Source organism: Glycomyces sp. YM15 (assembly GCF_016918015.1).
GTDB lineage: Bacteria > Actinomycetota > Actinomycetes > Mycobacteriales > Micromonosporaceae > Glycomyces.
Map to the genome: position 1 here is coordinate 59324 of NZ_JAERMK010000021.1, position 13511 is coordinate 72834.

The window sequence follows — 13511 nt, forward strand, 5'->3', positions numbered from 1 at the left end:
AAAGGACACCCGCTGGGCATGGAACAGGACGCGCTGTTCAGCAAGGACGCTTTTACCGGGTTCACCGCGACCCCCGAGCAGACGGCCATCGTTGATGCTGTTGCCTCCGGTGAGAACACGGTCGTTGAAGCGCTCGCGGGAACGGGCAAGACCACAACGATGCGGCTCGCGGCTGAAGCCCGGCGCGGCCGCGGTCTCTACATCGTGTTCAACAAAGCCGCGCAGGAAGACGCGGAGAAGACCTTCCCGAAGTCCTGCAAGGTTCGCACCGCGCACTCGCTCGCGCACCGGGCCGTTGCTCCCACACACGGCTCGAAGCTCCCGAAAGGTCGAGTCCGGCCGTTCCCGGCGCGGGAAGCTGTTGCCGCGTTCGGCATTGAAGGGTTCAGTTTCGACAAGGACCGCGTCATGCACCCGAACACGATTGCGAGCATGGCGAAGTCGACCGTGACGCGGTTCTGCCAGTCGGCTCACACGGAACTGGTGACCGAGAACGTCCCGTGGGTGAAAGGGCTCGGCCCCGTCGACTGGCGGGCGCTCGCGGCGCATGTCCTCCCGTACGCGCAAGCGATGTGGAAAGACATCGCTCACCCGGAAGGCGTGAAAGTCCCCGTCGCGCATGACCACTACCTGAAAATCTGGGCCTTGACCGAGCCCGTCCTCGCCGCCGACTTCGTGATCGTTGACGAATGCCAGGACACGAACCCCGTCCTTGAACACGTCGTCGTCGCCCAAGACACTCAGCTTGTGGCCGTAGGCGACCGTCTGCAGACCCTCTACGGGTGGCGTGGCACGTCGAACCTGTTCCGTCGCATTACCGGAGCGCGCCGGCTTGCCCTGACCGAGTCGTGGCGGTTCGGGCCCGACATTGCCCGCGAAGCGAACATCTGGCTCGGCTTGCCGGTCATGGACACGGACCTTCGCCTTACCGGCCGCGGCGGCCCGTCCACCGTAGCCGCCCTCGAGGAACCTGACGCGATCTTGTGCCGGACGAACGCGGCCGCGGTCCTCGAAGTCATGGCCGCGATCGACGCCGGCACGCGCGTTGCGCTCGTCGGCGGCGCGACCGACATTGCCGCGCTCGCGCGCGCCGCGATCGACTTGCAAGACGGCCGGGGCACCACGCACCCTGAACTGGTGGCGTTCCCGACCTGGGACGCGCTCCGCCAGTACGTCGACGAGGAAGACGACTCCGACTTGGGTGTCCTCGTGAAACTCATCGACAAGCACGGCGCGGAAGCGATCATTACGACCGCCGATCATCTCGTTCCCGAATCTCGCGCGCAACTGACCGTGTCCACGGCCCACAAGTCGAAAGGCCGCCAGTGGCCTCGCGTCAAAATCGGTGACGACTTCCGGCCGCCGCCACTTGACGAGAACGGCAAACCGAAACCGATCGACGCTGCTGAAGCCATGCTCGCGTACGTTGCCGTCACTCGCGCCGAGCGCGTCCTCGACCGTGACGGCCTCGAATGGATCGACGACCACCGGCACGGACGGCCGACCGCGAAACAAGCGGCAGCGCACCAGCGCCGCGGGCCGAGGACTGCACACCAGAAGGAACTGACCTGATGCCGTTTCACCTCATTGACGACGCCACCCTCTTGTACATTCCCGCGAACGGCCTGCCCGTTACGAGACGCGTCCGCGTGTGGGAGCACCCCGACACCGGTGAACGCCGATGCGTCGTCACCGAGCGGCCCGAGGACGAAGGCACGTCGATCACGAACGCCGCCGAAGAAGTCGCCGACACTGTAGCCATGCACTGGGGCGCCGACTGCCAGATCATCGAGCACTACACGGACTACGGCCCCAGCGACCCGGAGCATTTCGACGAAGTCGTCGTCGACGGTCGCGGTGCACCGACATGGCGCCGACTCGACAAGGCCGTCCTAGCGAAAGAACTCCCGGGCCTGCTCAGCGCGTCTGCGGCGATCACCGAACACGACGAGGCCGCCGATGGCGAGTAGCGCCGCGGCCGCGCTCGCGCCGCGCCTCAGCGACATTGAAACCGGCACGTGGACGCTCACCGACGACACGGACCTGACGTACCGGCCCGCGGCCGGCGCTGAGGCGCGGCGGCGTGTTCGCGTATGGACCGGGACCGGCCCGTGGCGCATCGCCGTCGTCACCGAGACCGGGGACGAACCCGGCCTTGCGATCGCTGCTGTCCCGGACGTCGCGCTCGCCGCCGCCCGTGCCCAGTTCGGTCCCGGCACGCTCCTGTTCGACGACTACGAACCTGCCGGCGACTCGTACATGCAGCCGACGCGGTACTCGTGGCTTATTCACGACCGGACCGGCCGCCCGTACTGGATCGCGTTCCGCCCCTCCACGCTGCAGGCACTGCTCCCCGGGCTGCTCGGTCCGACCAGTCTCGACGCGACCGCACCGCCGAAAGGAACCAGCTCATGACGACCACCACCGCACCCACACGAGTCCGGTACACCGGCGACCAGGCTTACAACGCCGCCACCGGCACGATCAACCTCGGCCCGCGCCTCGACACTGGCGGCCCCGCACCGTGGCAGATCCACAGCGCGACCGGCATGCACGGTGGGATCATCCTCGGCGATCCCGGCATGGGCGCCTCCCGTCTCCTGGACGTGATCGCGCTCGGCGCGATGGCGTCGACCACCACCGCCGTCTGGTACATCGACGCGCAAGGCGGCACGTCCTCGCCCGCGCTCGCTGACGCCGCGGCCCGCACTGCGACGACACCCGGCCAAGCGCGCGACATGATCGCTGACTTGGCCGCGCTCGTTGACTCCCGGTTCACCGCCAGCTATGACCCGATCCGCGTCACCGCCAACCGTCCCGGCGTCCTGATCCTCATCGACGGTCTCGCCGATGTGCTCCGCGACTCGCACGTGACCGGCACGCTCGAGCCCGTCGCCCACGCCTGCGCGGCGAACGGTGTCGCCGTGGCCGGCACCGCACGCGACTTGAGCTTGTTCTCGTTCGGCGGTTCGCAGCCGATCCGGGCCGCGATGACCAGCAACATCGTGGACCTCTATCGTGGCCCTGCAACGGGTTCAAGCCCGCTCCCGCAGCAGCGCGAGGCGCTTGGGCCGATCCCTGGCCGCGCCACGATAACCGCGCCGCGCACGGGCGGCCGCCCCGGAACTACGGGTCCGTTGCACACCTTCCAGGCGTTCTACGCGGGTACTGGTCGCGATGCTGAGCCGTGGTTTCGTCAGTTCGCGGCAGCCCAACCGGCCATTGACGAGCGGACCTGCTGATGGGACACGTCATGGTGAAACCCGTCGCTGACGAGGACTTCTACGCCTTGTACTCCGACATTGTCGACGGCTTCGTCGAATACGGCACCCGCGAGGATTTCCTGCAGATCCCACCTGGAGAAGGCACATCGTGGCTGACGAAGCAGCGCAAGATCCTCGACCGCGCTGACGATCACGGCACGTCATCCCACGCGTTCAACGAGCCCGACCACATGGGCTGGCGCGACGACGTGATCCTCATCCGCGACGGTCGCGCCGAACTGCGTCGCCTCCCGCGCGCCGACGTCCGCGCCTACCTTCAAGCGTCCCGGATCGATAGCGACGCCGCGTTCAACGCACTGGAACGAGAAATCGACGACGACGAACCGCCGATCCAGTCGCACACGATCGAGACACTGACTGCATACCGCCGCACCCAGAATGGAGCTACCACGTGAGCACTCCCATCGACCTTGACACCCTGACGTACGCCGAACTTGCCGACCTGCTTACCGCGACCCAAGCCGAAAGAACTTCCACCAGCCGGTACTGGGCCGCCGCCGCCGTTTTCACCGCGACTCCGCGCTGGATGGTCCCGGGCCTTGTCATCGCCGAGCAGCACACTGTCGATCACCGCTCGGCGCACATCAACTGGGACAACGTGGCCCGGCTCCTCAAAGAAGGTACCGGCGCCTCCACCGGCGAAGTGTTCCTTCTCAAGCTCGCGTACAGCATCGAGAAAGGTGCCACGCCTGCAGGTCTCGACATGTCCGAACTTGTGATCCTCAGTCGCGACGCCAGCGAACGCGTCATCAGTGCGCTCGCGCGACTCGCCGGAGTACGCGACCCGGAAGGCAACCAGTGACCACGATCCGAACCATTGACATCGACTGGCGTGAACTTGCCGCACTGCTCGTCAAACAGTCGAGAGCAGGTTCGCGGCAGCGAGCAGCAGTAACGGTCCTCGGCGCTACCCAGACCTGGGTGCACCACGCCGAGCTCGTCACGGTCACCGAGCAGCCGTTCGGCGATCCGGCCGTCACCGTGAACTGGGACCTGGCACCCTATGCCCTTCAACAATCCGGTGAAAGCCCGCACGACCTGTACCTCCTCGCTCTCGCGTACCACCTCGCGACCAGTCACACCACATCGGAGTTCACCCTCGGCGACATCGACCGTCTCTTTCCCACAACTGCGCAGATCGTTATCGCCGCGCTCGCGGAACTCGCGGGCGTCAACTCTCTCTGCCAATAGCGGCGTGACCTCGCGAAACTGTCGGACCCATACGACAACATTGACATAGCAATGGCTACGTCATGAAAGGAAACCAGCATGGCTGGAGAAACCACCATCACCGTCGTCGGGAACCTCGTCGACGACCCCGAACTGCGGTACACGCCTTCGGGTGCTGCGGTCGCGAAGTTCCGGATCGCGTCCACGCCGCGCACGTTCGACAAGGAGACGAACGGCTGGAAAGACGGCGAAGCGATGTTCCTGTCGTGCTCGGTGTGGCGCCAGTACGCCGAAAACGTCGCCGAGTCCCTGACGAAGGGCACCCGCGTGATCGTCCAAGGGGCGTTGAAGCAGCGCAGCTACGAGACGAACCAGGGCGAGAAGCGCACCGTGTACGAACTCGACGTTGAAGAGGTCGGGCCTGCCCTGCGGTTCTCGACCGCTCGGCTCACGAAGGGCGGTGCCCCCGGCCAGAAAGCCGCGGCTTCGAACGGTGCGAGCGGCGGCGGTGACCCGTGGGCCGCTGCCGCGCCGAGCCCCGGTCAGCAGTTCGCTGAAGACCCGCCGTTCTAGGCGAACGAGCAAGGAGCGGTCGGGTGCCGCGCAACTTCCACATCACTCGGCACCCGGCCGCGAAGACCCTCAGTTCACTCCCACGCTGCCTGCTTGCAGGCGGGCAGCGAACGGAACCGAAGGAGCCACCATCTTGACACGCCCCATGCCGGGCCGCGAACTGTACGTCGCCGCTTGGCCGATCACGGACGACACCCGCAAACTCCACGTCCTGCAGGCCGAAGCGGTACCGCGCCTGGACGCCCGCATTCGCGACGCCGGGTGCATCCTCGCCGACTCGCCCGCGTGGGCGATCTGCGCCGACTGTGAAGACCTCCCGGCGAAAGCACACGCGCTGGCCGCGTCCATCGGTGTCACGTGCGCGGCGCTTCCGGCCGCGTTCGCGAACCCGCGAGTGCGGCCCACACTGCTCGTTGCCGCGCCCGTCCTGCGGGCCCTGCCGCCGACCGCGATCGACCCGATGCCTGCCATGTCGGACAAGGTCCGCGAATACAACCAGTGCGGATGGTCGACAGCCCAAATCGCCGAACGCATGCGCGTTGCCCCTGAACGCGTCGACTTGGTCCGTGCGGCTTGCCGGATCGCGTACCCGCTCGGCACTGACGGCCTCTAACGCCATCTCGGCTCAGGAACCACTGCACGCCGGGCGCAGGCGCGCCCTCGGCACGGCTGTGACCGGCCATTAGAGACACCCGCGACGCTCCGACGTCATCGAAAGGGCAACCCGTGACCAGTACCTGCAACCCTGCGCTCGCTCACCCCGCGACCATGACCGTTGTCGTCCCTGACGAAGTCGCAACGAAAGCCACCTGCCGCCCGATCATCAGTGCGGTCACCATTGCCGCGACCTGCCCCGAATGCGGCGGCCCGCGCGGTGAAGCGACGCGTCACAGCCGAACTGTCGACGGGGTGCTCTACAGCGTCGATCAGTGGACGAACGAGTGCGGGCACGTCGACTATTACTCTGCTGTGCTCGCTGAAGCGCGAGCGGAGGCCAGTTGATGTCCACGCTCGACTTGCAAGCGGACGTGCACGAACTGTGGGACACGCTCGTCAAGTCACAGTTTGAAGAGTCCGAATGGGTCGGTGAGCGCCTGGCCGCTCTGTTCGGCGCTCACCTGCTGATCGCTGCGGACGCGTTCGCGTGGGGCTTCGACCACGACTGCGGCCTGGTCGCACCCGTCGAAGCAAGCGTCTGCGACGGCTTCGCCGACCAGGAAGCTGCCCGGACGTTCGCGAACGCCACGAACATGCTCAACGGCGGCAAATACCAGACGGAGCCGATGGGCCGCGGCGTCGAATTCCTCTTCGGGCGCCGCATCGGCGGTGTCCGCGTCGTCTTTTCCTTCACCGTGTTCAACCGCGCCGACGTTCCCAGCGCGCAGCAGTTCCTGACCGCTGCGGTCGCTACCCACCGCGCCACCTGAACGCCCCGACCCACAGTTCCTCCACCGCAACGAAAGGCAACCCTGCAATGAGCAACCTCCCTGATTACGTTCCCGACCCGAATGAATGCCCGAACTGCGGAGCGCCGACCGGCGGCGGCCCGTGTGGGAACTCGAACGCGAGCGGGTTCTCGTGCCGGAACCTCATCGAACTTGCCGCCGCTGAGGACGCGCAGGACTGGAACGAGTACGAGCGTCTGGCCGCCGAAATCATCGAGTGCTACCCGCAGACGGCTGCGACGCTCGCCGCTGATCTCACCGCAGCGAAGGAGCGGGCCGGTGTCCGCTGAACCGAACGTCAAAGCAGACACGTACGAAGTCGCACGGCGTCGGTTCCACGCCGAAGGCCACGGCACCCAAGTGAGGATCCTCGGCACCGTCGCGGTGCACCCCGGTGAGCCCGTATGGAACGACCTTGCACGGATCCTTCACCCGAAGGACATGCACGCGGGCGGTATCGGTGTGGTCTTGTACGACGAGCCCCTGTCATGCGGCGCAGTCATCACCACACTCGACCAGCTCGCGACCGTCCGCGCCGACATGGGCGCGGGCAGGCCCGTCGACTTGCGCGACGCACCCCCGTACCGGTACCTGTTCGCGAGCGGCAACGCCTGGGAGCAGACCATCACGGACCACTTCCAGCCGTGGCATGCCGGCCGCGGCGGCGTCATCGCCGACTCGAACCACGGCGTCGTCGTCTACGAGTTCACGAACGACTCAAGGGAGCCGGGCGTCGCCTGGCACTGCCGGGTCTGCCACGCCGAGCCTCGCCACGGCAGCCGAAACGCGTTCGTCTACAACAGCCCGATGCTCAGGCTCCAGGCCGCCCATGACGCGGGCGTGCACCTGCGTCAAGGCCACAACGTCAACCACTCGACGCAGCTGCTCGTGAACCGGCCGTGCGCCACGTGCGTCGACATTGACGCCAGCACCGGCACGTCCTGAACCGGCGGGCCGGGAACACCGCACCGTTTCCGGCCCGCCCCAACCGCTTCCCCCGCTACTCGAAAGGATCCAAGTGTTCCGCCCGCATGCAAGCACCCGCAGCCTCGTCCAGGCCCTCACCGACCGACGCGAAGACGGACCGTACGCGCACCTGCCGCTCGCCGACTGGAACGTCCACGCCGCGGCCCGCGACACGACCGTCCTTGAAGCCGTCATCGCACCGACCGGCCCGACCGGCATCAACCTGCGCCTGTGGGGACGGCCCGGTGAAGCCGCCGAACGGTACGGGCGCCTCCTTGCGCGCCTGTGGCCAGGCAGCCTCGACAACGACTGCGACCCCAAACCAGGACTCCTGCTTACCGTTGAGCGATCCGATACGTCCATGACCGTCACCGGCCCGTCCTGGATCGAACCGTCAGCCACAGTCGAAGCGACCCTCCGCGGTGTCGACATGGCCGCCAGCGGACCGCTGATTGCAGGCGCGCACCGGTTCGAATGCGTCCAGGTCGCTGCGAACTGGGAACAGGACCACGCGGCCGGGGTGACACGGTGACCGCCGTCCGACGCGTCCTTGTCGCCTTGTGGGACGTGCCCCGCGGTTGCCGAGATTCACGCACCAGACGCGCGGACGTCGCGAGTGCGCTCGCTGACTACGCGCGCGACATCGGCCTCATTCAAGTGGACCCGGTGGTCATCGGCTACGTCGACGACGAGCCGTCACCGTTGGGTGCCATCCAGGCCGCGGCCGCGTCGGCCGGAGTCGACGTGGCAACGGGCGACCTTTACGCGTTCGCGCAGTCGACTGGGCAGCGTGTCCACGTTGGCGTCTGCCCTGTCGTCGACCCGATTGCCGTCACCGCCGTCGACCCGGCCGCTGGCATGTCGCCGCGCCTGCGGGAACTGCTCGAGAGCGGCCAGCGCGCCGCCTGGATCGCCAACAGGACCCGCACGACCGTCGAACGCGTCGACACGCTCCGTGCCGCGCTGCGCCTGCCGTACCAGTCTCCCCGGACGACGGCGAACGGCCGCGTCCTGCAGGCCGCCGGAAGCCGGTGAGCCGCATGCCCATGGACCGAGCGCTCTACCCCGACGACTGGGACGAGATCAGCGCCGGCATCAAGTTCGGTCGTGCCGAAGGACGATGCGAATGCGCAGGCGAATGCGGACGCGACCACGGTGTCCGCTGCCCCGACCGGCACGGTGAGCCTGCCGCTGACACGGGGAAGACAGTCGTCCTCACGTGTGCCCACCTCGACCACATCCCGGCAAACTGCGACCCTGAGAACCTTCGTGCGTTCTGCGCCCCATGCCACCTCCGGTTCGACGCTGCTTTGCATGCGCGCAACGCCTCCCACACGCGAGCGCTGAAAGCTGCCGCGGGTGCCGCGCCCCTGTTCAACCTGGAGGTCTCATGCACGCTGTGACCGGCATCGGATATCAAGGCCTCGCCGACACGGCCGCGCTCATCGCCGAGCTGCAGGACCGCGGCGTTGCCATGGTCATCGATGTTCGCGAATCGCCGACGAGCATGCGCACCGGGTTCGCCAGCGTCGAGATAGCAACCGCGTGCCTGGACGTGGGCATCGAGTACCGGCATGAACCGGCGCTGGGCAACTCGAGTGACAACCGTCAAGGGTTCAAACACGCGGGGCCCGGTCGTGAGAAGGCGCGAGCGACCATGACGGAGCGGCTGGGCCGCCGTGCCGCAGGGGCAGCAATGAACCGGATCTGGCAGGCCATGCACACCGGGCCGGTCGCTCTGCTGTGCATGGAACGGGACGAGGAGGCTTGTCATCGCCGTTGCATCCTCGAAGCGTTCGCCGCCAAGGGCTTCAACGTGGAGTTCGCACCGACACCGCCGGTGCCGCCCTCCTTGTTCACTGCCGCCGCTGAGGAGCGCACCGTTGAACCTCGTTGACGACACGCGCTTCACGCGCCCGCTCGCGAAAGCGTTGACCGGCCACGTGGACGCGTTCCAACGGTCAATGGCCGGTCCCGCCTCAGTCCACGGCGCGCTGGAAGCGGCACGGCCTGCCGCAGTCGCGTGGGTGTACTACACGGTCCTCATCGCTTGGGCTGAAGACCACGGCCTGATCGACCCGTGGCTGCGGAAAGAAGCCGTCGACGCACGCGACGCCGTGCTCGCCGGCGGGATACCGCCGACCGGGTGGATCGCTATGGGCATCGGGAAGCTCACCGTGCATCCCGCGACGTGGTGCCTCCTGGACCCGCGGTATTCAGAGCTCCGGGCGGGCACCCCCGGCGAGACTGAGGCGTTGGCGTTGCTCGACTGGTGGGCGGCTGAAGCGCCGTCGCTGCGGTACGACGTCGACAAAGGCCCCGCGTCGATCACCGGGTGGCTCCCGGGCGACTTGCTGCAGGCCCTCTCGGCCGAGCGGCGCAAGCAGTTCGCGTTCTGCCAGACGCCATGGTGGGTCGCCGATTTCCTCCTCGACCGGACGCTCGTGCCTGCCGTTGACGAGTTCCGGCATGAACCGGTCATTCGCTCGATCGACCCGACGTGCGGCACGGGGCATATCCTCGCGCGGACCGTCGACTACCTGTGGGAGTGGTACACGACCGGTGCACTCCGGCCGCGGCAGGCCACCGGCGGTTTCGCCGCCGCTGGCGGAACGGTCCTCGAACCAGCGGACGCGATCCGGAGGATTCTCGCGGGCGTGCACGGATGCGAGAAGGACCCCCTTACGGCCGCCGTCGCTCGCCTCCGCATGACCGTGATCGTCGGCGACCTCATGCACCGGTCCGGCATGATTTCGCGTTTGCGACTCGATGCGCTACCGCCGTTCGAACCGGTGATTGCCGTGGGCGACTCGCTTCTGGCGGGCATCGTGACCGAAGCCGAATATGCGACCGTGCATCCGCGCCTAGCCGACATTCAGAACCTTGGTGTGCCCGGCAGTGTAGGGCGACCACGCGTGTGACGCGGCACTGATCCGCAGTTCAGAGGCATTGTGAGGCAACGTGAAATGATATCATTGACTCACCTCAAAGGACTTTCTGCGCGTAATCTCGGAGGTTTTTCCATGCCCGAAGCGCACACTCCAGGAATTGAGATCGCGCCCCAGTCATCGGAGGACTGGTATACGCCAGTGCCGCCGGTGGGCCCCGAACGCATCGCAGCGATCCGAGCCCGGCGTGCCGCGGCGACACCTGGGCCGTGGCGGTACGAGAACGGCGCTGAGATCCACGGACCCGGCGGCGAACGAACGCGCCCGACGACGTCACGTTCCTCCTCGACTGCATTGACGGTCTCGAGACTCGGCTCAACGAAGTGTCGATCAGCCGCGACCGGTTCGAAGGTGAAGCGTCCGACTTGCGCCTGTCCTGGAAAGCGAAACATGAAGTGTGGCTGGAAGCGCGAGCGGAAGCCCAGCGGCTCCGCGAACGCCTTGCCGCCGTCGAACCCGCGCAGGAGGCATCGTGACCGGCGTTCCCGTGCTGGTGGTGGTCTTCTGCGACGACTGCGGCGTTGAAGCCCGCGGTGACTACCTCGGGCCGAGCAGGGCCGCACGCATCGCCGGCGCTCGAGCGTGGCTTGCCGCGAACCGCGGGTGGCTGATCGCGCCTGGCCTCGACTTGTGCCCTACTTGCCGGCCCGACGCTCCGGCGGCGGCCAATGACGTGAGGACCGCTTCCGACCTGCCCGACACCAGCGCGAACGAAAGGTCCTGACGATGGGGCGAGTACTGCGGCGTGTGCCGCTTGACTTCGACTGGCCGCTGAACCGGACGTGGGACGGGTTCATCAAACCTGCCGAGCTGCGCGAGCGGCCGTGCCCGGACTGCGAACGCGGGTATGCGCCGGACGCTGAACGGCTGTTCGACCTTTGGTACGGGCAGGTGCCGTTCGACCCGGCCAGCAACGGCTGTACACCGCTGACCGCCGTGACTCCCGCAGTGCGCGCGTTCGCCGAACGGAACATTGCCAGCGCGCCTGACTACTACGGCGATGACGAAGCCGCGATCGTGCGCGAAGCTGAACGTCTGGCCCGCCTGTGGAACGGCATGTGGAGCCATCACCTGACGCAAGTGGACGTGGACGCGCTCGTCGACGCGGGCCGTCTCTACGACTTCACTCACACATGGGTGCCTGAGCACGGTTGGCAGCCAAAACACCCGCTCGTGATGCCGACTGCTGCGGCCGTCAACGAATGGTCCCTTCACGGGTGGGGACATGACGAACTCAACGCGGCGGTGGTCGTCAAAGCCCGCTGCGTCCGTGACGACCTCACGCTCCTGTGCCCCACATGCGAAGGACACGGAGCTGCCGAGCGATATCCGGGCCAGCGAGCAGAGTCGGCAGCGTGGGAACCCACCGCGCCGCCTGAAGGTGACGGCTGGCAACTGTGGCAGACCATCACGGAAGGTTCGCCGGTCTCACCCGTTTTCGCCGCCGCGGACGCGCTCGCGGGATGGATGGCCGCCAACGATGAGGCATCCAGTTTCGCTGCCGCGCAAGCGTTCATCGCTGAAGGCTGGGCGCCCACTGCAGGAACAGTCGGAGGGCTCCACCTTCGCGGAGTCGAATACGTCGCCGCGACGGCGCCGAAACACAACGAGGAGAGCGACTGGCCACCCGCAGGCCTCGACTTTCCTGACGGACGCCAGTAGCCCCCGGAAAGCCTTCGGCGCGGCGTTCCGGTCGCCGCACCGGTTGCCAACTACAAACCTTCGAACCTGAACCAGGAAGCACCATGACGCTCACCGTCAACCGCACGACTGAAGAACTCCACCGACTCCACGATGCCGTCATGAACCGGCTCGCGGACCTTGCGCCGTGGCCCTCTACCGCCGACGCCGCAACGGGACGTGCAGTTGTCGACTGGCATGCCGCCCAAGGCTCGGCGAAACACTGGATGCGCGGCGTCGCGCTCGATACCGATCACGACTGGGCCTTGCAGCTCGACACGGAAGCGCACCAGCATTACACCGTTGCCGGGCTCCTCTCGTACCTCGCCGGGCACGCCAGCACGGACGCCGCCGACACGGCCGCCCGAAGCCTCTACGCGGCCCCGGCCGGTACTGACGCCGCCGTGCACCTCCTTGATGCCGTCCGCGTCGAGCTTGGCGACGACGCGAGCGAACAGGCCGCGTCCGTGCTCGCTGCTGAGACTTCGGACGGGTCGTGGTCGTTCAACCTCGGCCGTGCCGCTAAGGCCTACAACGTCGGATACTGGATCGTCCTCGACGACGCGAAAGCTGACGCTGGGATCACCTGGTGACCGGCCAGGGCGTGCCCGGCGGCGAGCCGCAGCGGACCGTCGACATTGTCGCGATCGCCGGGACCGGGCCTGAACGCGACATGCTGCTGATCCGACGCCAGGCGTCCCCGTACGAAGGGCTCCTGGCGCTGCCTGGCGGACGCGTGCACGCGGATGAAAATCCCGTCGACGCTGTAGTTCGCGTGTTCGGGGACGCGACCGGGATCGTCATCGGCCGGAACCAGCTGCGTGAAGTCGGCCAGTTCGACGCTGTCGGCAGAGACCCGCGGGGCCCGTCGATCACGACGGCGTACAAGGTGCGGTTCCCCGACCGCGTGAAGCTTGCTGGCAATGGGAACGGCGCCGCGTGGCATCGGGTCTTGAGCGTCATGTGCGAACCGCTGGCGTTCGACCACGCCGACATCAGCAGCCACGCCGAGTTCGCCTGGACCCGCGCAGGCTCGCGGTAGATGCGGGCGGCCCGGCGCAAGCTGGTACCTGGAAACCGGGCCGCCATTCCCCAGATCCATGAACATGAACCAGGAGAAGGACAGCATGGCAGAACCCGCGAACGAACCGGTCCCGTTTCCTCTAGCGATCCCCGACGACGAGCTCCGCGGCCGGGTGCGCGACATCTGGGAGGCCCGCTGCAACGTTCAGATCTGGGCCGACCCGCAGCGGATGGAGGAGTCGACCGGGTGCGGCGCGACGTGGGGCACGGACGGGCACAAACGGGGGACGCTCACATGCGGGCCATGCGGTGCGCGCGGCATCGTCGACCGGTTGAGCAGCTACACGATCGACGAGTTCACGCACGTCATCGGGGTCCGGTCCGGGTGTCAAGCCCATGCTCACGTGCCTACGTGACACGAC

Annotated in this window: 22 protein-coding genes; all 22 read left to right on the forward strand. The window is 67.2% G+C overall.

The window, feature by feature from the left end; all coding sequences use genetic code 11:
• The first annotated feature begins 18 nt into the window (after nucleotides 1–18).
• Nucleotides 19–1572, forward strand: a complete 1554-nt coding sequence (locus JHY01_RS20695) for a UvrD-helicase domain-containing protein (RefSeq protein WP_205327592.1) — start codon at nucleotides 19–21, stop codon at nucleotides 1570–1572.
• Complete coding sequence (locus JHY01_RS20700) at nucleotides 1572–1970, forward strand: hypothetical protein (RefSeq protein ID WP_205327593.1); 399 nt, start codon at nucleotides 1572–1574, stop codon at nucleotides 1968–1970. The genes JHY01_RS20695 and JHY01_RS20700 overlap by 1 nt, the downstream gene beginning before the upstream one ends.
• The gene (locus JHY01_RS20705; protein ID WP_205327594.1) at nucleotides 1960–2415 is read left to right on the forward strand and encodes a hypothetical protein; all 456 of its coding nucleotides are present in this window, start codon (nucleotides 1960–1962) and stop codon (nucleotides 2413–2415) included. Before JHY01_RS20700 ends, JHY01_RS20705 begins: the two co-directional genes overlap by 11 nt.
• Nucleotides 2412–3242, forward strand: a complete 831-nt coding sequence (locus JHY01_RS20710; RefSeq protein ID WP_205327595.1) for a hypothetical protein — start codon at nucleotides 2412–2414, stop codon at nucleotides 3240–3242. The genes JHY01_RS20705 and JHY01_RS20710 overlap by 4 nt, the downstream gene beginning before the upstream one ends.
• 11 nt (nucleotides 3243–3253) lie before the next feature.
• Complete coding sequence (locus JHY01_RS20715; RefSeq protein ID WP_205327596.1) at nucleotides 3254–3679, forward strand: hypothetical protein; 426 nt, start codon at nucleotides 3254–3256, stop codon at nucleotides 3677–3679.
• On the forward strand, nucleotides 3676–4086 hold the full coding sequence (locus JHY01_RS20720) for a hypothetical protein (protein WP_205327597.1): 411 nt from the start codon (nucleotides 3676–3678) through the stop codon (nucleotides 4084–4086). The genes JHY01_RS20715 and JHY01_RS20720 overlap by 4 nt, the downstream gene beginning before the upstream one ends.
• Nucleotides 4083–4475 carry a hypothetical protein gene (locus JHY01_RS20725; RefSeq protein WP_205327598.1) on the forward strand — a complete coding sequence of 131 codons (393 nt, stop codon included), beginning with the start codon at nucleotides 4083–4085 and terminating at the stop codon, nucleotides 4473–4475. The genes JHY01_RS20720 and JHY01_RS20725 overlap by 4 nt, the downstream gene beginning before the upstream one ends.
• Nucleotides 4476–4553: 78 nt before the next feature.
• Nucleotides 4554–5027, forward strand: a complete 474-nt coding sequence (locus tag JHY01_RS20730; protein WP_205327599.1) for a single-stranded DNA-binding protein — start codon at nucleotides 4554–4556, stop codon at nucleotides 5025–5027.
• Nucleotides 5028–5160: 133 nt separating this feature from the next.
• A complete protein-coding gene (locus JHY01_RS20735) occupies nucleotides 5161–5640 on the forward strand; it encodes a hypothetical protein (protein WP_205327600.1) in 480 nt (159 codons plus the stop codon).
• A gap of 155 nt (nucleotides 5641–5795) precedes the next feature.
• On the forward strand, nucleotides 5796–6029 hold the full coding sequence (locus JHY01_RS20740) for a hypothetical protein (protein ID WP_205327601.1): 234 nt from the start codon (nucleotides 5796–5798) through the stop codon (nucleotides 6027–6029).
• Entirely contained in the window at nucleotides 6029–6454 is a 426-nt protein-coding gene (locus JHY01_RS20745; RefSeq protein WP_205327602.1) for a hypothetical protein, read from the forward strand. Before JHY01_RS20740 ends, JHY01_RS20745 begins: the two co-directional genes overlap by 1 nt.
• Before the next feature lie 47 nt (nucleotides 6455–6501).
• Nucleotides 6502–6762: a hypothetical protein gene (locus JHY01_RS20750; RefSeq protein WP_205327603.1), complete on the forward strand. Its 261-nt coding sequence runs from the start codon at nucleotides 6502–6504 to the stop codon at nucleotides 6760–6762.
• On the forward strand, nucleotides 6752–7417 hold the full coding sequence (locus tag JHY01_RS20755; RefSeq protein WP_205327604.1) for a hypothetical protein: 666 nt from the start codon (nucleotides 6752–6754) through the stop codon (nucleotides 7415–7417). Before JHY01_RS20750 ends, JHY01_RS20755 begins: the two co-directional genes overlap by 11 nt.
• Before the next feature lie 73 nt (nucleotides 7418–7490).
• Nucleotides 7491–7970 carry a hypothetical protein gene (locus JHY01_RS20760; protein WP_205327605.1) on the forward strand — a complete coding sequence of 160 codons (480 nt, stop codon included), beginning with the start codon at nucleotides 7491–7493 and terminating at the stop codon, nucleotides 7968–7970.
• Nucleotides 7967–8473, forward strand: coding sequence for a hypothetical protein (locus tag JHY01_RS20765; protein ID WP_205327606.1), 507 nt, complete (start codon nucleotides 7967–7969; stop codon nucleotides 8471–8473). The genes JHY01_RS20760 and JHY01_RS20765 overlap by 4 nt, the downstream gene beginning before the upstream one ends.
• 355 nt (nucleotides 8474–8828) lie before the next feature.
• Nucleotides 8829–9335 carry a DUF488 domain-containing protein gene (locus JHY01_RS20770; RefSeq protein WP_205327607.1) on the forward strand — a complete coding sequence of 169 codons (507 nt, stop codon included), beginning with the start codon at nucleotides 8829–8831 and terminating at the stop codon, nucleotides 9333–9335.
• Nucleotides 9322–10359, forward strand: a complete 1038-nt coding sequence (locus JHY01_RS20775) for a hypothetical protein (protein ID WP_205327608.1) — start codon at nucleotides 9322–9324, stop codon at nucleotides 10357–10359. The genes JHY01_RS20770 and JHY01_RS20775 overlap by 14 nt, the downstream gene beginning before the upstream one ends.
• A 350-nt stretch (nucleotides 10360–10709) precedes the next feature.
• Entirely contained in the window at nucleotides 10710–10862 is a 153-nt protein-coding gene (locus JHY01_RS20780; protein WP_205327609.1) for a hypothetical protein, read from the forward strand.
• Between the two features lie 250 nt (nucleotides 10863–11112).
• The gene (locus JHY01_RS20785) at nucleotides 11113–12048 is read left to right on the forward strand and encodes a hypothetical protein (protein ID WP_205327610.1); all 936 of its coding nucleotides are present in this window, start codon (nucleotides 11113–11115) and stop codon (nucleotides 12046–12048) included.
• Between the two features lie 83 nt (nucleotides 12049–12131).
• Nucleotides 12132–12659, forward strand: a complete 528-nt coding sequence (locus tag JHY01_RS20790; protein WP_205327611.1) for a hypothetical protein — start codon at nucleotides 12132–12134, stop codon at nucleotides 12657–12659.
• Complete coding sequence (locus JHY01_RS20795; RefSeq protein ID WP_205327612.1) at nucleotides 12656–13108, forward strand: NUDIX domain-containing protein; 453 nt, start codon at nucleotides 12656–12658, stop codon at nucleotides 13106–13108. The genes JHY01_RS20790 and JHY01_RS20795 overlap by 4 nt, the downstream gene beginning before the upstream one ends.
• Nucleotides 13109–13193: 85 nt before the next feature.
• A complete protein-coding gene (locus JHY01_RS20800; protein WP_205327613.1) occupies nucleotides 13194–13505 on the forward strand; it encodes a hypothetical protein in 312 nt (103 codons plus the stop codon).
• The last annotated feature ends 6 nt before the right edge of the window (nucleotides 13506–13511 follow it).

Coding starts and splice junctions, on each gene's coding strand:
- JHY01_RS20695 (WP_205327592.1), top strand. CDS start 19: ATGGAACAGGACGCGCTGTTCAGCAAGGACGCTTTTACCGGGTTCACC.
- JHY01_RS20700 (WP_205327593.1), top strand. CDS start 1,572: ATGCCGTTTCACCTCATTGACGACGCCACCCTCTTGTACATTCCCGCG.
- JHY01_RS20705 (WP_205327594.1), top strand. CDS start 1,960: ATGGCGAGTAGCGCCGCGGCCGCGCTCGCGCCGCGCCTCAGCGACATT.
- JHY01_RS20710 (WP_205327595.1), top strand. CDS start 2,412: ATGACGACCACCACCGCACCCACACGAGTCCGGTACACCGGCGACCAG.
- JHY01_RS20715 (WP_205327596.1), top strand. CDS start 3,254: ATGGTGAAACCCGTCGCTGACGAGGACTTCTACGCCTTGTACTCCGAC.
- JHY01_RS20730 (WP_205327599.1), top strand. CDS start 4,554: ATGGCTGGAGAAACCACCATCACCGTCGTCGGGAACCTCGTCGACGAC.
- JHY01_RS20740 (WP_205327601.1), top strand. CDS start 5,796: ATGACCGTTGTCGTCCCTGACGAAGTCGCAACGAAAGCCACCTGCCGC.
- JHY01_RS20745 (WP_205327602.1), top strand. CDS start 6,029: ATGTCCACGCTCGACTTGCAAGCGGACGTGCACGAACTGTGGGACACG.
- JHY01_RS20750 (WP_205327603.1), top strand. CDS start 6,502: ATGAGCAACCTCCCTGATTACGTTCCCGACCCGAATGAATGCCCGAAC.
- JHY01_RS20770 (WP_205327607.1), top strand. CDS start 8,829: ATGCACGCTGTGACCGGCATCGGATATCAAGGCCTCGCCGACACGGCC.
- JHY01_RS20785 (WP_205327610.1), top strand. CDS start 11,113: ATGGGGCGAGTACTGCGGCGTGTGCCGCTTGACTTCGACTGGCCGCTG.
- JHY01_RS20790 (WP_205327611.1), top strand. CDS start 12,132: ATGACGCTCACCGTCAACCGCACGACTGAAGAACTCCACCGACTCCAC.
- JHY01_RS20800 (WP_205327613.1), top strand. CDS start 13,194: ATGGCAGAACCCGCGAACGAACCGGTCCCGTTTCCTCTAGCGATCCCC.